Source organism: Promicromonospora vindobonensis, from assembly GCF_042685865.1.
Classification (GTDB): Bacteria; Actinomycetota; Actinomycetes; order Actinomycetales; family Cellulomonadaceae; genus Promicromonospora; species Promicromonospora vindobonensis.
Genome location: NZ_JBHUOG010000002.1, coordinates 3,565,871 through 3,584,466, shown reverse-complemented (window position 1 = coordinate 3,584,466; position 18,596 = coordinate 3,565,871). Strand labels below are relative to the sequence as shown.

Annotated in this window: 17 protein-coding genes; 13 read left to right on the top strand and 4 right to left on the bottom strand. The window is 70.7% G+C overall.

Annotated features, from left to right (window positions below; translation table 11 throughout):
- Nucleotides 1–28 precede the first annotated feature (28 nt).
- Both ACFS27_RS29140 and ACFS27_RS29135 read right to left on the bottom strand, forming a co-directional pair.
- Nucleotides 29–889 carry a hypothetical protein gene (locus ACFS27_RS29140; RefSeq protein ID WP_377190859.1) on the bottom strand — a complete coding sequence of 287 codons (861 nt, stop codon included), beginning with the start codon at nucleotides 887–889 and terminating at the stop codon, nucleotides 29–31.
- Between the two features lie 33 nt (nucleotides 890–922).
- On the bottom strand, nucleotides 923–1,543 hold the full coding sequence (locus tag ACFS27_RS29135; protein ID WP_377190857.1) for a hypothetical protein: 621 nt from the start codon (nucleotides 1,541–1,543) through the stop codon (nucleotides 923–925).
- A gap of 297 nt (nucleotides 1,544–1,840) precedes the next feature.
- On the opposite strand from ACFS27_RS29135, the gene ACFS27_RS29130 reads away from it, so the two are divergent.
- The 10 genes from ACFS27_RS29130 (at nucleotide 1,841) to ACFS27_RS29085 (ending at nucleotide 12,981) form a co-directional block, all read left to right on the top strand.
- Nucleotides 1,841–4,402 carry an ATP-dependent Clp protease ATP-binding subunit gene (locus ACFS27_RS29130; protein WP_253873504.1) on the top strand — a complete coding sequence of 854 codons (2,562 nt, stop codon included), beginning with the start codon at nucleotides 1,841–1,843 and terminating at the stop codon, nucleotides 4,400–4,402.
- Nucleotides 4,403–4,762: 360 nt separating this feature from the next.
- Nucleotides 4,763–5,809, top strand: coding sequence for a TRAP transporter substrate-binding protein (locus ACFS27_RS29125; RefSeq protein WP_377190855.1), 1,047 nt, complete (start codon nucleotides 4,763–4,765; stop codon nucleotides 5,807–5,809).
- Between the two features lie 23 nt (nucleotides 5,810–5,832).
- Entirely contained in the window at nucleotides 5,833–6,336 is a 504-nt protein-coding gene (locus tag ACFS27_RS29120) for a TRAP transporter small permease (RefSeq protein WP_377190853.1), read from the top strand.
- A gap of 13 nt (nucleotides 6,337–6,349) precedes the next feature.
- A complete protein-coding gene (locus tag ACFS27_RS29115; RefSeq protein WP_377190851.1) occupies nucleotides 6,350–7,654 on the top strand; it encodes a TRAP transporter large permease in 1,305 nt (434 codons plus the stop codon).
- A gap of 28 nt (nucleotides 7,655–7,682) precedes the next feature.
- On the top strand, nucleotides 7,683–8,522 hold the full coding sequence (kduI, locus tag ACFS27_RS29110; protein WP_377190849.1) for a 5-dehydro-4-deoxy-D-glucuronate isomerase: 840 nt from the start codon (nucleotides 7,683–7,685) through the stop codon (nucleotides 8,520–8,522).
- Nucleotides 8,523–8,538: 16 nt separating this feature from the next.
- Nucleotides 8,539–9,288, top strand: coding sequence for an IclR family transcriptional regulator (locus tag ACFS27_RS29105; protein WP_377190847.1), 750 nt, complete (start codon nucleotides 8,539–8,541; stop codon nucleotides 9,286–9,288).
- A gap of 103 nt (nucleotides 9,289–9,391) precedes the next feature.
- Nucleotides 9,392–10,141, top strand: a complete 750-nt coding sequence (locus ACFS27_RS29100) for an SDR family oxidoreductase (RefSeq protein ID WP_377191221.1) — start codon at nucleotides 9,392–9,394, stop codon at nucleotides 10,139–10,141.
- The gene (locus ACFS27_RS29095; protein WP_377190846.1) at nucleotides 10,138–11,175 is read left to right on the top strand and encodes a C-terminal binding protein; all 1,038 of its coding nucleotides are present in this window, start codon (nucleotides 10,138–10,140) and stop codon (nucleotides 11,173–11,175) included. The genes ACFS27_RS29100 and ACFS27_RS29095 overlap by 4 nt, the downstream gene beginning before the upstream one ends.
- A 1-nt stretch (nucleotide 11,176) precedes the next feature.
- Complete coding sequence (locus ACFS27_RS29090; protein WP_377190844.1) at nucleotides 11,177–12,226, top strand: zinc-dependent alcohol dehydrogenase; 1,050 nt, start codon at nucleotides 11,177–11,179, stop codon at nucleotides 12,224–12,226.
- Nucleotides 12,223–12,981, top strand: coding sequence for an SDR family oxidoreductase (locus tag ACFS27_RS29085; protein ID WP_377190842.1), 759 nt, complete (start codon nucleotides 12,223–12,225; stop codon nucleotides 12,979–12,981). The genes ACFS27_RS29090 and ACFS27_RS29085 overlap by 4 nt, the downstream gene beginning before the upstream one ends.
- Before the next feature lie 83 nt (nucleotides 12,982–13,064).
- Here the strand turns inward: ACFS27_RS29085 and ACFS27_RS29080 are convergent, their stop codons facing one another.
- Complete coding sequence (locus ACFS27_RS29080; protein WP_377190840.1) at nucleotides 13,065–13,814, bottom strand: IclR family transcriptional regulator; 750 nt, start codon at nucleotides 13,812–13,814, stop codon at nucleotides 13,065–13,067.
- A 69-nt stretch (nucleotides 13,815–13,883) separates the two neighbouring features.
- Between ACFS27_RS29080 and eda the strand changes: the two genes are divergently transcribed.
- The 3 genes from eda (at nucleotide 13,884) to ACFS27_RS29065 (ending at nucleotide 17,272) form a co-directional block, all read left to right on the top strand.
- On the top strand, nucleotides 13,884–14,582 hold the full coding sequence (gene eda / locus ACFS27_RS29075; RefSeq protein ID WP_377190838.1) for a bifunctional 4-hydroxy-2-oxoglutarate aldolase/2-dehydro-3-deoxy-phosphogluconate aldolase: 699 nt from the start codon (nucleotides 13,884–13,886) through the stop codon (nucleotides 14,580–14,582).
- A complete protein-coding gene (locus ACFS27_RS29070; protein ID WP_377190836.1) occupies nucleotides 14,582–15,682 on the top strand; it encodes a sugar kinase in 1,101 nt (366 codons plus the stop codon). Before eda ends, ACFS27_RS29070 begins: the two co-directional genes overlap by 1 nt.
- 594 nt (nucleotides 15,683–16,276) lie before the next feature.
- Nucleotides 16,277–17,272, top strand: a complete 996-nt coding sequence (locus ACFS27_RS29065) for an NAD-dependent epimerase/dehydratase family protein (protein WP_377190834.1) — start codon at nucleotides 16,277–16,279, stop codon at nucleotides 17,270–17,272.
- Nucleotides 17,273–17,298: 26 nt separating this feature from the next.
- On the opposite strand, the gene ACFS27_RS29060 is transcribed toward ACFS27_RS29065, so the two are convergent.
- Nucleotides 17,299–18,345 carry a LacI family DNA-binding transcriptional regulator gene (locus ACFS27_RS29060; protein ID WP_377190832.1) on the bottom strand — a complete coding sequence of 349 codons (1,047 nt, stop codon included), beginning with the start codon at nucleotides 18,343–18,345 and terminating at the stop codon, nucleotides 17,299–17,301.
- Between the last annotated feature and the right edge of the window lie 251 nt (nucleotides 18,346–18,596).

Here is an 18,596-nt window from a genome sequence, read left to right as displayed (position 1 = left end):
GCCCGGCCGGGCGCACCCGCGTCCTTGGTCAGGTCAGGCGACGCCAGAGCACCAGCAGGCCGCCGGTGGTCAGCACCGCGCCGCTGCCGAGCACGGCCACCCAACCGAGCGGGGAGATGACCTCGCCGTCCCTCGCCGCGACCGCCCGAGCCTCGGTGCCTTGCTGCTCTGCCATGCCCTGCATGAGCGCCACCTCTGGCGACGTGCGGGAGGGCGAAGGGCTCGGTGTGCTCGAGCCGGACGGCGACGGGCTCGCGCTGGGTGTGGGGGTCGGGGTCGGCGTCGGCGTGAGGGTGGGCGCCGGAGCGGCTGTCGGTGCGGCGGAGGGCGGCGGAGCGGCTGCCGTGGCCCGCGGCCGTTCGGGCGCAGGCGTCGGCCTCGGTGTCGCGACCGGGGCAGGGGCACTGGCTGGCTTGTCGGCCTTCGTGGCGGTCGGTGTCGGCGTGGGCGTCGAGGCCGGCCGGCTGGCCGTGCACGCGGTGTTTCCTTCCGACTCGTGCCAGTCGCTCGCGTCCTCGACCTCCACCCACACCACGCAGTAGCCGTCCGGGTACGCCTGCTTGGCCTCCCAGAACGTGGTCCAGCCGCGGTACTTCTCGTTCCGGGTGAGGTCACGGGAGTACGCCTGCCCGCCGCGGTGCGTCCCGGCGGGCCGGACCACGTAGGCGACCTCGTCGCTCTCCCTGCCGCGCTCGAAGGCGACACCGTCGACGTTGACCCAGATGTCGTCCTGCGAGCGCTTGGCGGCCGCAGCCTGCTGCCCTGCCGCGGCGGTGCTCGTCAGGGCGAGCATCGTCAGCAGGAGCAGGACCCGCTGGAGCGGGCGTCGTGCCGGGGCGTTGCGTACCGTCGGCCGCGGCGGCGCGGCGGAGGCAGTGGCGCGTATCACGGCGGCGATCCTACCGCCGCACGTGCGGAACCGTCAGAACCGTGGGCCTTCCTCGCCGTGGAGCAGGTTGCGGATGGGGCGGGTGATGACGTCCACCCGGTCCACCAGGTCGGCCGGTCCGGTCACGACGACGGCCCGGTCGGCGGCAGGGGAGTAGACGGCGGTGACGTCGCGCACGGTGACCCGCATGCAGCGCTTGCTCGCGCCGTCGACCCGGAACTGCCGGGTCTCGCACGGCACGTCGTCGACCTCGGCGACGATCGCCCGCATCGCGCTGCGGTAGTCCTGGTAGGACTCGGCCAGCTCCGTCACGTCGGCGATCGCCGGCGGCGCGGCCGGATCGACGTCGGCGTGCAGGGGTGCGACGAGCGCGCCGCTGCACGCCGCGCGGACGATGTCCTCGATCTGCGCCGGCGTCGCGGGGACGCGGAGGGTCTCGACCTCGACGGTCTCGCCGGAGAACGTGCGATAGGAGCGAAGGAAGCGTTCCTCGGTGGGGTCCGTGCTGTCGGAGATGCCGGTGACCTCTTCCTCGACCAGGTCGAGTCCCCAGGTCAGCGGGTCGTCCACCTCGCCGACGACGCCCGAGAAACGCGCGAAGCGCGCGACGATCTGTTCCCAGGACTCGGGGGTCGGGCTCGGTTCGTCCGCCATGAGGCCTCCCGGGGCGGGGTGCGGGTCTGACAACGAGACTGCCGGGTGCGGGGGAAGGCGTCAACGACCTTTGCCAGAATCGACCCGTAAACAGCCCGGACTCGCCATCGAGAGCCTGTGCCCGGGCGTGTCGCCCCCGCGCGGGGCGCCACCCACCCCTCAGCGGCCCGACATCGTCACGCCCCTGGCGAACATGGGCATCAACCGGCCCATGGGCGCGTTGTGAGCGCATAGAGTCGTTGCGGTCAGGCCTGGTACCGCCGGTGCAGGTGTACGCCGCTCGTGAGGGAGCAGCACATGTTCGAGAGATTTACGGATCGCGCCCGTCGGGTCGTCGTCCTCGCCCAAGAAGAGGCGCGGATGCTGAACCACAACTACATCGGCACGGAGCACATTCTGCTCGGCCTCATCCACGAGGGTGAAGGCGTAGCCGCCAAGGCGCTCGAGTCGCTGGGGATCTCGCTCGACGGCGTCCGCACCCAGGTCACCGAGATCATCGGTGAGGGGCAGCAGGCGCCGAGCGGGCACATCCCGTTCACGCCGCGCGCCAAGAAGGTGCTTGAGCTGTCGCTCCGCGAGGCGCTGCAGCTGGGCCACAACTACATCGGCACGGAGCACATCCTGCTCGGCCTCATCCGCGAGGGTGAGGGCGTCGCCGCACAGGTGCTCACCAAGATGGGTGCCGACCTGAACAAGGTGCGCCAGCAGGTCATCCAGCTGCTGAGCGGCTACCAGGGTAAGGAGCCGGTCTCCGCAGGCGGCCCCCAGGAGGGTCAGCCCGCGGGCTCGGCCGTGCTCGACCAGTTCGGCCGCAACCTCACCCAGGCCGCGCGCGAGGGCAAGCTGGACCCGGTCATCGGTCGTACGCAGGAGATCGAGCGGGTCATGCAGGTCCTCTCCCGCCGCACCAAGAACAACCCGGTGCTGATCGGTGAGCCGGGCGTCGGCAAGACGGCCGTCGTCGAGGGTCTGGCGCAGGACATCGTCAAGGGCGATGTCCCGGAGACGCTCAAGGACAAGCAGCTGTACACGCTGGACCTCGGTGCGCTGGTCGCCGGGTCCCGTTACCGCGGTGACTTCGAGGAGCGCCTCAAGAAGGTGCTCAAGGAGATCCGCACGCGCGGCGACATCATCCTGTTCATCGACGAGATCCACACCCTGGTGGGTGCGGGTGCCGCCGAGGGCGCTATCGACGCCGCCTCCATCCTGAAGCCGATGCTGGCTCGCGGTGAGCTGCAGACCATCGGTGCCACCACGCTCGACGAGTACCGCAAGTACGTCGAGAAGGACCCGGCCCTGGAGCGTCGCTTCCAGCCGATCCAGGTGTCCGAGCCGTCGCTCGAGCACGCCATCGAGATCCTCAAGGGTCTGCGGGACCGCTACGAGGCGCACCACCGCGTGTCCATCACGGACTCCGCGCTGGTCTCGGCTGCCACGCTCGCCGACCGGTACATCAACGACCGGTTCCTCCCGGACAAGGCGATCGACCTGATCGACGAGGCTGGGGCACGCCTCCGGATCCGTCGGATGACGGCACCGCCGGAGCTCAAGGAGCTCGACGAGAACATCGCCGAGGCGCGCCGGGAGAAGGAGTCGGCGATCGACGAGCAGGACTTCGAGAAGGCCGCCGGGCTGCGTGACAAGGAGAAGCAGCTCACGCAGGTTCGCGCGGACAAGGAGAAGGCCTGGAAGTCGGGCGACCTCGACACGGTCGCAGAGGTCGACGACGAGCTGATCGCCGAGGTGCTGGCGATGTCGACGGGTATCCCGGTCGTCAAGCTCACCGAGGAGGAGTCCAGCCGCCTGCTCAACATGGAGGCGGAGATCCACAAGCGGGTCGTCGGGCAGGAAGCGGCGATCAAGGCGCTCTCGCAGGCCATCCGCCGTACGCGTGCCGGGCTCAAGGACCCGAAGCGCCCCGGTGGCTCGTTCATCTTCGCCGGCCCCACCGGTGTCGGTAAGACCGAGCTCGCCAAGGCGCTCGCCGAGTTCCTGTTCGGTGACGACGACGCCCTCATCCAGCTCGACATGTCCGAGTTCTCGGAGAAGCACACGGTCTCGCGACTGTTCGGCTCCCCGCCCGGATACGTCGGCTACGACGAGGGTGGCCAGCTCACCGAGAAGGTGCGGCGCAAGCCGTTCTCCGTGGTCCTGTTCGACGAGGTGGAGAAGGCGCACGCCGATATCTTCAACTCGCTGCTGCAGGTGCTCGAGGACGGTCGGCTCACCGACTCGCAGGGTCGAGTGGTCGACTTCAAGAACACCGTCATCATCATGACCACGAACCTCGGCACGCGGGACATCGCCAAGGGCGTCCAGACCGGCTTCAACGCCGGCGGCGACCTGGTGACCTCCTACGAGCGGATGAAGGCCAAGGTCAACGAGGAGCTCAAGCAGCACTTCCGGCCGGAGTTCCTCAACCGCGTCGACGACACGATCGTGTTCCCGCAGCTCTCCCAGGACGAGATCATCGAGATCGTCGACCTGGAGATCGCGAAGCTCGACCGCCGTATGCGCGACCGGGACATGGGCCTCGAGCTCACCCCCGCCGCCAAGCACCTGCTGGCGGAGAAGGGTTACGACCCGGTGCTCGGCGCCCGTCCGCTCAAGCGGGCGATCCAGCGGGAGATCGAGGACACGCTGTCCGAGAAGATCCTGTTCGGCGAGCTCACGGCCGGTCAGCTGGTGATCATCGACGGCGAGGGCGAGGGCATCCTCGGCGAGTTCACGTTCCGCGGTGTGGAGCGCGACGAGCGTCGTCGTCCGACCCCGGCCGAGCCCCAGTCGGTGCCAGCGGGCGCCGGACTGGTGCCGCGCGACCTGCCGCCGTCAGGCCAGATGGCTGCCGGCGGGGCGTAACCGCCAGGTAGGTCTCCCGGACCGTAACGAAGGCCCGGTCACCCCGAACAGGGGTGGCCGGGCCTTCGTGCGTGCTCGGCAGGGCGTCACGTGCTCGGCAGGGCGTCACGTGGTCGGTAATCCGTCAGGTGCTCGGCAACTCGGGCTGCCGATCATCTGACGGATTGCCGATCCCAGGGACGTCACGGGCCGCAGGCGCCCCAGCGCCCCTGGGCCCCGTTCCGGCTCGGCGAGCGGGTGAAGCTGGCGGAGTTTGACATTTTCCCGGTCGAGATGGTTCCGTACGACAGAACTCAGTTCCGCTAGACGGATCAAGCACCGATGGAACGTCCCGCTCGCTGTTGAGCAGAAGGAGAAGCAATGAGGCTCAAGAAGATGGCTGCCGTCGGCACGGCGGCGCTCGTGGCCGTAGCACTGACGGCCTGTGGCAGTGGTTTCGAGGCTCCCGCCGAGGGGAGTGCCGAGACCACCGGCGGTGCAGGGGCTCCGGAGGCGGAGACGGTCTTCAAGGTCGCCTTCAACCAGAACGCGGACCAGCCCGAGGCGGTCGCCCTGACCAACCTCGGTGAGCGCCTCGCGGAGCGGACCGACGGGCGGTACACGCTCGAGGTCTTCCCGAACGAGACGCTGGGCGCCCAGAAGGACACGGTGGAGCTGGTCCAGGCCGGGACCGTGGACTTCGCGCTCGTGGCCGGGTCGCTGCTGGAGAACTTCAACCCTGACTTCGTCGCGCTGAACCTGCCGTACGTGTACGACTCGCAGGAGCACCAGGAAGCCGTGCTCAACGACCCGGAGATCACCGGCGACCTGTACACCTCGATCGAGGACCAGAACGTCCGCGTGCTCGGTGGTTTCTCCGCCGGAACCCGCAGCGTGTACAACTCGTCGCACCCCATCGAGACGCCCGAGGACCTCGCAGGTCTCAAGATCCGGGTCATGGAGTCGGACACCAACACGCGGATGCTCCAGCTCATGGGCGGCACCGGTACGCCGATGGGACAGGGTGAGGTCTACACGGCCATCCAGTCCGGCGTGCTCGACGGCGGCGAGAACAACGAGTCGATCTACTCGAACCTCAAGCACGACGAGGTCGCGCCGTACTACTCGTACACCAAGCACCTCATGATCCCGGACCTCCTCATCACGAGCCCCGAGGCCTTCGACTCGATGTCCGAGGAGGACCGCGCGGTGTTCCTGGAGGAGCTCCAGGTGGCGTTCGAGGAGTCCAGCGAGCTCACGACCAAGGTCATGACCGAGAGCCAGGCGGCTGCCGAGGAAGCCGGCGCCGAGTTCAACGAGCCGGACGTCGAGCCCTTCCGTGACGCCGTCAAGCCCCTCCTGGACGAGAAGCTGACCACCGACACCGCCAAGGACCTGTACGACAGCGTCCGCGCGGCCGCCGAGTGATCCGGCACTGAGGATCTCGAGCAATGACATACGCCAAGCGAGGTCTTGATGTCGCGCTGCGGTGGTTGTGCATCGGGCTGTTCGCGGCCCTGGTGCTGATCGTGGTGTGGCAGGTCTTTTCCCGTCAGGTGCTGAACGCGCCGAGCACCTGGTCGGAGGAGCTCGCCAAGTACGTCTTCATCTGGCTCGGGCTCTTCGGCGCCGCGCTCGTCTTCGGCGAGCGGGGACACATCGCGGTCGACGCGCTCGTCCGCAAGATGCCCGAGCGCCTGCAGCGCTGGAACGCCGTGCTGGGCCAGATCGTGATCGCGGCCTTCGCCGTCCTCGTGCTCGTCTACGGCGGCTGGCAGGTCTCGGAGCTCGCCTGGAACCAGAGCATGCCGGGGCTGCCGCTGAAGGTCGGCTGGCTGTACCTGGCGCTCCCGCTGTCGGGAGTCCTTGTGCTCTTCTACACCGTCTACCACCTGGTAGCCCTCGTGCGGGGCGTGGAGAACGCCACCGCCGACGGCGAGCCGGATGCCATCTGAGGAGGCTGTACACATGGAGGTGGCTGCTCTCGCCGGGCTCGTCCTGGTGGTAGGTATCGTCGTGTTCCTCGTCCTGGGGATCCCGGTCTCCGTCGCGGTGGGCATGTCCGCCGCCGCGGCGGCGATCACGGCCCTGGGCTTCGACAACGGGCTGCTGACGTCTGCGCAGCAGATGTTCCGCGGCATCAACAACTTCTCGCTGCTGGCGATCCCGTTCTTCGTCCTGGCGGGCGTGATCATGAACAACGGCGGGATAGCCCTACGGCTCGTCAACTTCGCCAAGATGCTGGTCGGCCGCGCTCCAGGCTCGCTGGCCCAGACGAACGTCGCGGCGAACGCGATGTTCGGCGCCGTGTCCGGCTCGGCGGTGGCGTCCGTCGCCGCTGTGGGTTCCACGATGGGCCCCCTGCAGGCCAAGGAGGGCTACCCGAAGGACTTCGCGGCCGCGACGAACATCGCGTCGGCCCCCGCGGGGATGATCATCCCGCCGAGCAACCTGATGATCGTGTACTCGCTCGTGTCGAGCACGTCGATCGCTGCGCTCTTCATGGCCGGCTACGTGCCGGGACTGCTCTGGGCGGGCGTCTGCATGGTGATCGTGCACCTGTACGCCCGGAAGCGGCCTGAGCTGCGCATCTCGGAGCGGCTGTCGTTCCCGGCGGCGCTCCGCGTGACGGTCGAGGCGATCCCGGCCCTGCTGCTCATCGTCGTCGTGATCGGCGGCATCCTGGTGGGCTTCTTCACCCCGACCGAGGCGTCCTGCATCGCGGTGGTCTACTCGCTGGTGCTCGCGTTCGTCTACCGGGCGATCAAGGTCCGCGACCTCGCGGAGATCCTGCTCGAGTCGGCCCGCACCACATCGATCGTGATGTTCCTGGTCGGCGTCTCCGCCGCGATGTCCTGGGTGATGTCGTTCGCGCAGATCCCGCAGCTGGTCACCGACGGGCTGCTCTCCGTGACCAACAACCCGTACCTGCTGATCATCCTGATCGTGGTGCTGCTGCTGGCCATCGGTTGCTTCATGGACCCGACGCCGGCCGTCCTGATCTTCGCGCCCATCTTCCTGCCCGTGGTCACGGCGTTCGGGATGGACCCGGTGCACTTCGGCATCTTCATGGTGATGGCCCTGTCGATCGGGACGATCACGCCGCCCGTCGGCCCGGTTCTGTTCGTCGGCGCCCGGGTCTCCGGCATGTCCATCGAGAGCGTCATGCATCGCATGATCCCGTTCTTCGTCGCGCTCGTGCTGCTGCTCGTCGTCGTCGCGATGACCCCCGCGCTGTCGATGTGGCTCCCCACTCTTCTCGGGCTCGTCTAGCCCGTCACTCTGCCAAGGAGGCATTCAGTTGGAACAGCGTTACGCCACCGCACCCGACCAGGTACCCGGGATGACCACGGACGACCTGCGTGGTCGCTACCTCGTCCCCGAGCTCTTCGTCGACGACGAGATCCGCACCGTCTACACCCACCACGACCGGGTGGTCCTCGGCGGGATCAGCCCTGTCTCCGCTCCGCTGACCCTGCTGGGCTACCCCGAGATCCGCTCGGCGCAGTTCTTCGAGCACCGCGAGGCGGGCATCGTCAACGTGGGTGGCACGGGCACCGTCACGGTGGACGGGACGGAGTACCGGCTGGAGCACGGCGCCTGCCTCTACGTGGGACGGGGAGCCGCCGACGTCGTGCTCGCCTCGGACGAGCCGACGGCCGAGGCGGGGCCCGCGCGGTTCTACCTGTTCTCAGCGCCGGCGCACACCGCGTACCCGACCACGCTCGTGGCGCCGGGCCAGGGCACGGTGCGCGAGCTGGGCGACCCGCTCACCTCGAACCGCCGCACGCTCAACCAGTACATCCACGAGAACGGTGTGCGGTCGTGCCAGGTGGTCATGGGCGTCACCACCCTGCACCCGGGTTCCATGTGGAACACCATGCCGGCGCACACGCACGACCGGCGCACCGAGTGCTACCTGTACTTCGACCTGCCGGACGAGGCGCGCGTCATCCACCTCATGGGGGAGCCCACCGAGACGCGGCACCTCGTCATCGGGAACCGGGAGGCCGTGATCTCACCCAGCTGGTCGGTGCACTCAGGGGTAGGGACCGCTTCATACTCCTTCGTGTGGGCCATGGCCGGTGAGAACCAGGCGTTCGACGACATGGACGGTTTCTCCGTTTCCACGATGCGGTGACGACGAGGAGGCAGTGATGAGCGAGGCGACGACGGCCAGCGAGAAGACGCTGATGGTGCTCGAGGCGGCGATGACGCACGGGCGGTTCAGCGAGATCGTGACCGCGGTGAACCTGCCCAAGGCGACGGTGCACCGGATCCTCACCACGCTCGTCGAGCGGGACTTCATCCAGGTGGCCGACGGCGGTGCGCACGTGCCGGGTCCCAAGATCCTGTCGCTCGCCGGCGTCGCCTACGACCGGGTGGACATCTCGACGATCGTCCAGCCGTACATCGACGACCTGGTGCGCCGTGTGCAGTGCACGGTGCACGTCGGCGTACGCAGCGGCGACGAGATCATCTACCTGGTCCGCACCGACTCCGACAAGCCGTACCGGATGCCGTCCCGGGTCGGCGCCGCGATCCCGCTGCACACCTCGGCGATCGGCAAGGCGATCCTGGCCCGGCTCGACGACGACGCGATCGAACGCTTCGTCAACCGGGCCGGGCTCCCGCGCCGGACCGCCCGGAGCCTGACCACGCTGGACGAGCTCCGCGCCGAGCTCGCCGACATCCGGGAGGACGGCTACGCGTTCGACCGCGAGGAGAACGTGCCGGGCGTCGTCTGCATCGGCACCGCGGTCCGCGACCACACGGGGCACTCCAACTACGGGCTGTCGATCTCCTCGCTCGCGCTCGAGCACACGGAGGGACAGCTCGCCGCGATGGCCGGCGACCTGCGCAAGGCGGCCGCTGACATCACCCACGCACTCGGGGGCGACCGGTAGGGCACCACGTGCCCGGCCGGACGACCCCGGACCCTGACGAAAGAAATCAAACGTGAGCACTACGAGCACCATCGCACCCGACACCGCCCCGGTCCTGGCCCGGATGTTCAGCCTGTCCGGCCGCACCGCCGTCGTGACGGGAGCGAGCAAGGGCATCGGCCTGGGCATCGCGACCCTCCTCGCGCAGGCGGGGGCCGACGTCGTCGGCGTCAGCACGACCATGTCGGACGGCGACACCGATGCCCGCAGGGCCGTCGAAGCGGCTGGCCGCCGCTTCACGCCGATCGCCACCGACCTCTCGGACCGGGCGGCCGTCGCCGACCTGTGCGACCGGCTGACCGCCCTCGAGGTGGACGTGCTCGTCAACAACGGCGGGACGATCCGCCGGGCTCCGGCCGCCGAGCACCCGGATGCCGACTTCGACCACGTGATCGAGGTGAACCTGCGGTCCGCCTGGACGCTGTCCCGCGAGGTCGGCCGGTCCATGCTCGCGCGTGGCCACGGCAAGATCGTCAACACCGCCTCGATGCTGAGCTTCCAGGGCGGCGTCAACGTCCCCGGGTACACGGCGTCGAAGTCGGCGCTCGCCGGCCTGACCAAGGCGCTCGCCAACGAGTGGGCCGGCCGCGGCGTGAACGTCAACGCGGTCGCCCCCGGGTACGTGGCCACGGACAACACGGAGGCGCTGCGGGGCGACGCCGGGCGTAACGCCGAGATCCTCGGCCGGATCCCGGCCGGCCGCTGGGCCACGCCGGAGGACATCGCCGGGGCGGTGCTCTACCTCGCCGCGCCCGCTTCGGACTACGTGCACGGCGCGATCCTCCCCGTCGACGGCGGATGGCTCGCCCGATGACGGCTACGACGACAGCGCCCCAGGGGCCCGCCCCGACGATGGTCGTCACCGAGTGCGACCACGACGCGTTCCTCCAGGAGGAGGACGTCGCCCGCGCGGCCGGTGCGACGTTCCGCGTCGAGCAGGCCCACGACCGCGCCGCGCTGGAGCGTACCTGCGCCGACGCCGACGGGATCCTCGTGCAGTACGCGACGATCGACGGCCCGCTCATGGACGCCCTGCCGCGCCTGCGCGTCATCGGCCGCTACGGCGTCGGTGTGGACTCGGTGGACGTCCAGGCCGCCACCGAACGCGGGATCGCCGTCTGCAACGTGCCCGACTACGGTACCGAGGCGGTCTCGGACCACGCGATCGGTCTGGCGCTCGCCGTGGCGCGTGGCATCCCGCTGCTCGACCGCGGGGTGCGCGCCGGCCGGGTCGACCTGCCGAAGGTGCGGCCGCTGCACCAGATCGCCGGACGCACCTTCGGCGTCGTCGGTCTCGGCCGGATCGGGCGGGCCACCGCGCGCAAGGCCGCGGGTCTGGGGTACGACGTCGTGGGCTTCGACGTGCTCGCGACCCCCGGCACCGACTACCGCGGCGTGCGGGCCGTCACGCTCGACGAGCTGTGCGCGGCCGCCGACGTCGTGTCGGTGCACGTGCCGTTGCACGAAGGCACCCGCGGCATGATCGGGCCGGAGCAGCTCGCTCTGATGGGCCCGACGGCCGTCGTCGTGAACACGGCGCGTGGCGGTGTCGTGGACACCGACGCGCTCGTCGCGGCCCTCGGCCAGGGCGCGCTCGGCGGAGCTGCGATCGACACGCACGACGTCGAGCCGCTGCCGACCGACCACCCGCTGACCCGGTTCGACAACGTCGTGCTCACTCCCCACCTCGCCTGGTACTCGGAGGAGTCCTACCGGGAGCTGAAGCGGCGCACCGCCCAGAACGTCGTCGACGTGCTGGCGGGCAGCCCGCCCCGCGAGGTCGTGAACCCCGAGGCCTGGGGGCGCGGACGCACCGCCCACCTGGCCACCCAGCCGATCGGAGCCTGAGATGCCGACCACCCCGACCATCCCGACCACGATGACCGCGGCCGTGTGGACCGCTGCGGACACCATGAGCGTGCGCGAGCTGCCCGTCCCGGAGGTGCCGCAGGGCTGGGCGCTGGTGCGGGTGCTGTACAACGGCATCTGCGGCACCGACCTGGCGATCGTGCACGGTGCCCACCCCCGGGCCGCCGCGGGCCTCGTGCCAGGGCACGAGATCGTGGGCACAGTGGTCGCGCCCGGTGAGGGTGGCCCGGAGGCCGGCGCGACGGTGGTCGTCGAACCGCTGATCTCGTGCGGCGACTGCCGCGCCTGCCGGTCGGGCGCCACGCACGTGTGCCGCGACCTCCAGCTCTACGGCATCGACGCGCCAGGCGGCCTGGCGGAGTACGTGGCCTTGCCCCCGTCGGTGCTGCACCGTCTGCCCGACGGCGTGGACCCGCGGGTTGGTGCCCTGGTCGAGCCGCTCGCGGTCGCCGTGCATGCGGTCAGCACCGCGCGGGTCGGCACCGGCGACGTCGTGGCGGTGGCCGGTGGCGGGCCGATCGGCGTCCTCACGGCGCTGGTGGCCCGGCACGCCGGCGCGGCCCAGGCCATCGTGAGCGAACCGTCGGCCTGGCGCCGCAGCGTCCTCGCGGACCTCGGTCTCACCGTCGTCCCCGCAGACCGGACCCTGACGGACGTGGTGCTCGAGCACACCGCCGGAGAGGGCTCCGACATCACGTTCGACGCGGCTGGTCACCCGGCGGTGACGCCGGAGCTGACCGCGGCGACGCGGGTGCTGGGTTCGATCGTGGTCGTGGGCGTGCACAAGAAGCCCGCACCCGTCGACCTGCAGGCGGTCTGCTTCAAGGAGCTGTCCGTGCGCGGCGTGCGCGTCTACACGCGGGCCGACGTGGTGCGGGCGATCGAGCTGGTCGCCGAGGATGCGCTGGGCCTTGCCCGCGTGCCGGTCCAGGTCTTCCCGCTCGCGGAGGTCTCGGCGGCGGTCACCGCCGCGGCCGACGGGGGAGCCGCGCTCAAGGTGCTGGTCGCCCCGGCGGGGGACCTGGCATGACGGGCGCACCGTTCTCCCTGGAGGGCTCGACGGCTGTCGTCACCGGCGGCGCGCGCGGCCTCGGCGAGGGCATCACGCGGTCCCTGCTCGACGCCGGCGCCGACGTGGTGATCATGGCGCGGTCCGCGCCGGGGGCGGAGCTCACCGAGCACGCCGCCGCGGCCGGGCGCGACCTACGGTTCGTGCCGGTGGACCTGTCCGACCTGACGTCGGTCGAGGCCGCCGCTGCCCAGGTGCTCGCGGACGGCGAGGTGGACATCCTCGTCAACAACGCCGGCACGCAGGACCGGTACCCGGCGGTGGACTTCCCGATCGACGCCTGGGACGCCGTGCTCCAGGTCAACCTGCGTGCGGTGTTCCGGCTGTGCCAGCTCTTCGGGCGGCCCATGCTCGAGCGCGGGCGCGGCAAGGTCGTCAACGTGGCCTCGTTGCTCAGCTTCCAGGGCGGGATCACCGTGCCCGCCTACGCGGCGAGCAAGGGTGCGGTGGCCCAGCTCACGAAGGCGCTCTGCAACGAGTGGGCCGGTCAGGGCGTCAACGTCAACGCCGTCGCCCCCGGGTACATGGACACGGAGATGAACGAGGCCCTGGTGCGGGACCCGGTGCGGTCCGAGCAGATCTCGGCGCGGATCCCGGCCGGCCGCTGGGGTACTTCGCAGGACATGGGTGGCGCCGTCGTGTTCCTCGTCTCCACCGCTGCCGACTACGTGCACGGCCAGGTCCTCGCGGTCGACGGCGGGTGGCTGGCCCGCTGAGTCGGCTTGCGTTGGCTGTGGGCGCGACCGTTGCGACTATGTGTCCGTCTTAGGCGCAACGGTCGCGCCCACAACCAAACGGGTCAGGTTGTTGCGGGTGGGACCGTCAGGGCCGCAGGGAGGAGTGACGGGAGGATCTCCCGGAGCGCCGCCACCCGCTCGTCGCGCGCGTCGCCGGTGAGCCGCTCGACCGGGGCGGTGATGCTGACGGCGGCGACGGCCCGCCCGGCCCGCAGCAGCGGCACGGCGATGCAGGCGATACCCGCCTCGTTCTCCTCGGTCTCGTCGGCGATCCCGCTCGCCCGGGCGCCGTCCAGCGCGCCACGGAGCTGCCGGGTGCTCGTGTCCGTGCCGGCGAACCGGGCGAGCGCCGCCTCGTCGAGGTCCTGGACCGACAGCAGCGCACGGCCCAGCGCGGTCGTCGCGGCAGCACGCCGCCGTCCGACGGCGGACCACACGCGGACCGCGCGCTGCGGCTCGACCTTGTCGAGGTACACCACCTCGCGCCCGGCGAGAACACCGAGGTGCACCAGCTCCTCGGTCTTCTCGCTGAGCGCGGTCAGGGCCGGATGCAGGAGCGCGGGCAGGTTCTCCTCGGCCAGATAGGTGCTCCCGAGGGCGACCGCGGCGGGGCCGAGGCGGTACGTGCCGCCAGGGGTCTGCTCTGCGTACCCGCGGTGCCGGAGCGCGGAGAGCGTGCGGTGCAACGTGGGCTTGCTGACGCCGACGGCCTGGGCCAGCACCGCGAGCGGTGCGCCAGCGGCGCCGAAGCCTGCGAGCGTGTCGAGCGCCAGCAGCGCCTTGTCGACGCTCCCGAGCGGGCTGGCATCCATGGGGCTCCCTCGCGTAGCATGCGTTTCGCAGTGAACAACAGGCGTTCACCATAGCGAAACGGAGATCCGATGTCATCCCCGGACAGCACTGTCCTCGAGACCCTCGCCGCCCACCGGCTCGTGCCAGTCGTCGTGGTCGACGGCGCAGACGAGGGTGCCCGCCTGGCCGACGCGCTCGTCGCCGGCGGCCTGCCCGTCGCCGAGATCACGCTGCGGCTCGCGGGCGGCGTCGACGCCATCCGCGCCGTCGCGAAGAACCAGCCCGACGTCGTCGTGGGCGCGGGCACCGTGACCACGGCGCAGCAGGTGGACGACGTCGCGGCCGCCGGTGCCCGCTACATCGTGTCCCCGGGGCTGTCCGCCGCCGTCGTGCGGCGCGCCCAGGAGCACGGCATCCCCGTGCTGCCGGGGGTCGCCACGCCGTCGGAGATCATGGCTGCGCTCGACCTGGGGCTCGACGTCGTCAAGCTGTTCCCCGCCTCCGTCGTCGGCGGGCCCGCCGCCATCAAGGCGTTCTCCGCCCCGTTCCCGGGCGTGCGGTTCGTGCCGACGGGCGGCGTCAGCGCCGCCAACCTCGCCGACTACCTGACGCTGAAGCCGGTGCTCGCCGTCGGTGGCTCGTGGATGGTCGACCGCAAGCTCGTCACAGCGGGCGACTGGGACGAGATCGTCCGCCGCACGCGCGACGCCGTGGCGCTCGCCGCACAGATCGACGGGGGCTCGACAGGCTCCACCACCGCAGGCTCGACCACCGAGGAGAAGAACTGATGACCTCGCTCAACGTCCGCCCCGCCGCCGAGAGCGCGTACGACGCCGTCGCCCTCGGCGAGGTGATGCTCCGCCTCGACCCGGGCAACCGGCGCGTGCGCACGGCCCGCAGCTTCGACGTGTGGGAGGGCGGCGGCGAGTACAACGTGGCCCGCGGTCTGCGCCGCTGCTTCGGCCTGCGCGGCGCGATCGTCACGGCCCTCGCCGACAACGAGATCGGCCGGCTGGTCGAGGACTTCATGCTGACCGGCGGGCTCGACACCCAGTACGTGCAGTGGGTGCCCTACGACGGCATCGGCCGTCAGGTGCGCAACGGCCTCAACTTCACGGAGCGCGGCTTCGGCGCGCGCGGCGCCGTCGGCGTGAGCGACCGCGGCAACACCGCCATCTCGCAGATGAAGCCGGACGACGTCGACTGGGACGCGCTGTTCTCGCGCGGCGTGCGCTGGCTGCACACGGGTGGCATCTTCGCCGCGCTCTCGGAGAGCAGCGCCGACGTGGCAGAGGCCGCGATGGCCGCCGCCCGCCGGCACGGCACCATCGTGTCCTACGACCTGAACTACCGGCCCTCGCTGTGGAAGGGGATCGGCGGCGAGGAGCGCGCGCGCGAGGTCAACCGGCGCCTCGCCCGGCACGTCGACGTCATGATCGGGAACGAGGAGGACTTCACCGCCTCGCTCGGCTTCGAGGTCGAAGGCGTCGACGAGAACCTCACCGACCTGGACACCGGCGCGTTCCGGGCCATGATCGAGACGGCGTCGGAGGCCTACCCGAACTTCCAGGTCATCGCGACGACCCTGCGCGGGGTGCGGTCCGCCTCGCGCAACGACTGGGGCGCGATCGCGTGGTCCCGCAAGGAGGGCTTCGCCGAGGCGACCCACCGGGCGGACCTGGAGATCTTCGACCGCGTCGGCGGCGGCGACTCGTTCGCCTCCGGGCTGGCCTACGGGCTCATGGAGCTCGGCTCGCTGCAGGAGGCCGTCGAGTACGGCGCCGCGCACGGCGCCCTTGCGATGACCACGCCCGGCGACACCACCATGGTGACGCTCGCCGAGGTGGCCAAGCTGGCCGGCGGCGGGAGCGCCCGGGTCCAGCGCTGAACTGGTGCTGGGGTTCCGGGCCTCGTCGAACCGCAGGGTGGGTCGTTGTGCGGAGGGCGTGCTGACGTGAGCCGCAGGTTGGTCGTCCTGCGAGGGCTTGCTGGCGTCGAGCCGCAAGTTAGCCGTCCTCGCCCCGCCGAACCGCAAGTTGGTCGCGGTGCGGGGGACTTCCTAGCGCCGAACCGCAGGTTGGACGTCGTTCCGGGCGCCGAACCGCAGCCGACGCGTCGATCAGGGCCTCACAAGACCTGTAGCTTGCGGCTCGGCCCTCGGGTGGACGGTTAGCTTGCGGTTCGGCGCCCGGTTGGGCGGATTACGTGCGGTTCGGCGCGGCGTGGACGGTTAGCTTGCGGTTCGGCGCGCACTGCAGCGGGCAACTTGCCGCTCGGCGTCAGGCCGCCGTCCGCTCGACGTCAGGCCGCCGTCCGTCCGGCACCACGGCCGCCGTCCGTCCGGCGTCAGGCCTCCGCCGGTCCGGTGCAAGGCCTCCTCGATCCGGTGTGGAAGGCCGTCCGCCGCGCGCCCGCCGCGGGAGTCCGGCGCTGATCACTGCCCGGATCCCGGGCAGCCGGACAGGGTGCAAGGATTGGCGCCATGTCGTCCAAGAGCATCCTGTTCATCGGTGGAAGCGGAATCATCAGCCATGCCTCGGTGGCCCGGGCCGCGCGGCTCGGGCACCGGGTGACGGTGCTCAACCGGGGCCGGTCCTCGACCCGGTCGCTTCCTGCGGAGGTGGAGACCCTCGTCGCCGACGCGAACGACGCGGGGTCTGTCGCCGCGGCACTGGGCGGCCGGGAGTTCGACGTCGTCGCGCAGTTCCGGGCGTTCAGCCCCGACCACGTGGCGCGTGACGTCGCGCAGTTCGCCGGCCGCACCGGGCAGTACGTGTTCATCTCGTCGGCGTCGGCGTACCAGACGCCGCCGTCAAGGCTGCCGGTCCGGGAGTCCACTCCGCTGCGCAACCCGTTCTGGCAGTACTCCCGCGACAAGATCGCGTGCGAGGACCTGCTGGTCCGGGAGTATCGGGACAACGGGTTCCCCGCGACGATCGTGCGGCCGTCGCACACGTACGACCGCACCCTGCTGCCGACGTCGGGCGCCTGGACCGACGTCGCCCGCATGCGTACGGGGAAGCCCGTGGTGGTCCACGGCGACGGCACGTCGCTGTGGACGCTGACGCACACCGAGGACTTCGCCGTCGGGTTCGTCGGGCTGCTCGGTCACCCGCTCGCCGTGGGGGACACGTTCCACATCACCGGCACGCACGCGCCCACGTGGGACCAGATCTACACCTGGCTGGCCGAGGCGGCGGGCGTGCCGAACCCGGACCTGGTGCACGTGGCGTCCGAGACGATCGCACGGGTGCTCCCCGAGATGGGCGCAGGTCTGGTCGGCGACAAGGCGCACTCGATGGTCTTCGACATCTCGAAGGTGCGCACGCTCGTGCCGGAGTTCGGCACGACCATCACCTACGACATCGGCGCGGTGGAACAGATGTCCTGGTTCGACGCGCATCCAGAGGCCCAGGTGGTCGACGCCGACCTGGACGCGGCGTTCGACCGGCTGGCTGCGCACGCCCGCTCGATCTGAGCGGCCCCGCACCACAGAGAAGCGATTCAGTGGAGGGGCGCCGTCGAGTCCCGCACGACCAGCTCGGTCGAGAGGTTGAGGCGGCGCACCTTCGGCGACCGGCCGCGCGCGATGTCGAGCAGGATCTGCGTGGCGGCAGCTCCCATCTCGGCGAGCGGCTGCCGCACGGTCGTGAGCGGCGGCCCGACCCACGAGGCGAGCGGCAGGTCGTCGTAGCCCACCACCGACAGGTCCTCGGGCACCCGCAGGCCGAGCTGGTGCGCGGCGCGGAGCAGGCCGAGGGCTTGCATGTCGGACCCGGCGAACACCGCCGTCGGGCGGTCCGGCAGGGACAGCAGCTCCATGCCCTGGTCGAAGCCGGCCTCGGTGTAGAAGTTCCCCTCGCGCACCAGCGCCGGGTCGACGACGACGCCCGCCTCGTCGTGCGCCGAGCGGAACCCGTCGACGCGGGCGCGGCTGCACAGCATGTCCCATGGCCCGGTGATCATCGCGATCCGGCGGTGTCCCAGCGCGAGCAGGTGCCGTGTGGCCTGCAGCCCGCCGTTCCAGTTGTCGGAACCCACTGAGGCGACGTCGGCCGGCGGCTCACCGTCGGTGTCGATCACCACGTACGGGATGCTGCGCCGGTCGAGCTGCTGGTGCTGGGCCTCCGACAGGTTCGCCGCGACGAGCAGCACGCCGAGCGGCGGCCGCGCGATGGTCGTGTCGAGCCAGGTGGCGGGCGGGCGGTGCTCGCCGCCCAGCTCGGACAGGATCACGCTGGTCCGGGACTCGGCTGCCGCCGCCTCGACGCCGCGGATGATCTCCATGGACCAGCCCGAGCCGAGCCGGTGGAAGACGAGGTCGATCAGGCCGGTGCCCAGTGGCGCGGTCGCCGGACGGCGACGCCGGTACTGGTGCTTCTCGAGGGCGGCCTCGACGCGCTCGCGGGTAGCCGGGGCGACGTCGGCCCGGCCGTTCAGGACCTTGGACACCGTGGGCACCGAGACACCGACCTCGCGCGCGATCGTGGCGATCGTCGGCGTTGCCGCGGCGGAGGTCAGTCCGCCCTGTCCCGTGTCGAGCTCAGCCATGCGGGTCGCCACCACCTTTCGGGTCTCCTTGTCGAAACTTTCGCCTCTCACTTCTGACCGTACACCGCTCGCACTGCCGGGTTGGCCAACACGAGGGTGACATCGAATCGTGACCTGACCCCGAGCAACCATGGCTTGACTGTGTGAGCGGAGTCACCCTACTGTCCGAGAAACCAAAGTATCGGCAATCGTGCCGATAGTTTTCGAAAACGTTCCACGACGAAGTGGACCGACCCCAGCGACGGGGTCAA

Bases quoted from the DNA above. Each gene is read 5' to 3' on its own strand.
- ACFS27_RS29135 (WP_377190857.1), bottom strand. From the start codon at position 1,543: ATGGCGGACGAACCGAGCCCGACCCCCGAGTCCTGGGAACAGATCGTC.
- ACFS27_RS29130 (WP_253873504.1), top strand. From the start codon at position 1,841: ATGTTCGAGAGATTTACGGATCGCGCCCGTCGGGTCGTCGTCCTCGCC.
- ACFS27_RS29125 (WP_377190855.1), top strand. From the start codon at position 4,763: ATGAGGCTCAAGAAGATGGCTGCCGTCGGCACGGCGGCGCTCGTGGCC.
- ACFS27_RS29120 (WP_377190853.1), top strand. From the start codon at position 5,833: ATGACATACGCCAAGCGAGGTCTTGATGTCGCGCTGCGGTGGTTGTGC.
- ACFS27_RS29115 (WP_377190851.1), top strand. From the start codon at position 6,350: ATGGAGGTGGCTGCTCTCGCCGGGCTCGTCCTGGTGGTAGGTATCGTC.
- ACFS27_RS29105 (WP_377190847.1), top strand. From the start codon at position 8,539: ATGAGCGAGGCGACGACGGCCAGCGAGAAGACGCTGATGGTGCTCGAG.
- ACFS27_RS29100 (WP_377191221.1), top strand. From the start codon at position 9,392: ATGTTCAGCCTGTCCGGCCGCACCGCCGTCGTGACGGGAGCGAGCAAG.
- ACFS27_RS29095 (WP_377190846.1), top strand. From the start codon at position 10,138: ATGACGGCTACGACGACAGCGCCCCAGGGGCCCGCCCCGACGATGGTC.
- ACFS27_RS29090 (WP_377190844.1), top strand. From the start codon at position 11,177: ATGCCGACCACCCCGACCATCCCGACCACGATGACCGCGGCCGTGTGG.
- ACFS27_RS29085 (WP_377190842.1), top strand. From the start codon at position 12,223: ATGACGGGCGCACCGTTCTCCCTGGAGGGCTCGACGGCTGTCGTCACC.
- ACFS27_RS29080 (WP_377190840.1), bottom strand. From the start codon at position 13,814: ATGGATGCCAGCCCGCTCGGGAGCGTCGACAAGGCGCTGCTGGCGCTC.
- eda (WP_377190838.1), top strand. From the start codon at position 13,884: ATGTCATCCCCGGACAGCACTGTCCTCGAGACCCTCGCCGCCCACCGG.
- ACFS27_RS29070 (WP_377190836.1), top strand. From the start codon at position 14,582: ATGACCTCGCTCAACGTCCGCCCCGCCGCCGAGAGCGCGTACGACGCC.
- ACFS27_RS29065 (WP_377190834.1), top strand. From the start codon at position 16,277: ATGTCGTCCAAGAGCATCCTGTTCATCGGTGGAAGCGGAATCATCAGC.
- ACFS27_RS29060 (WP_377190832.1), bottom strand. From the start codon at position 18,345: ATGGCTGAGCTCGACACGGGACAGGGCGGACTGACCTCCGCCGCGGCA.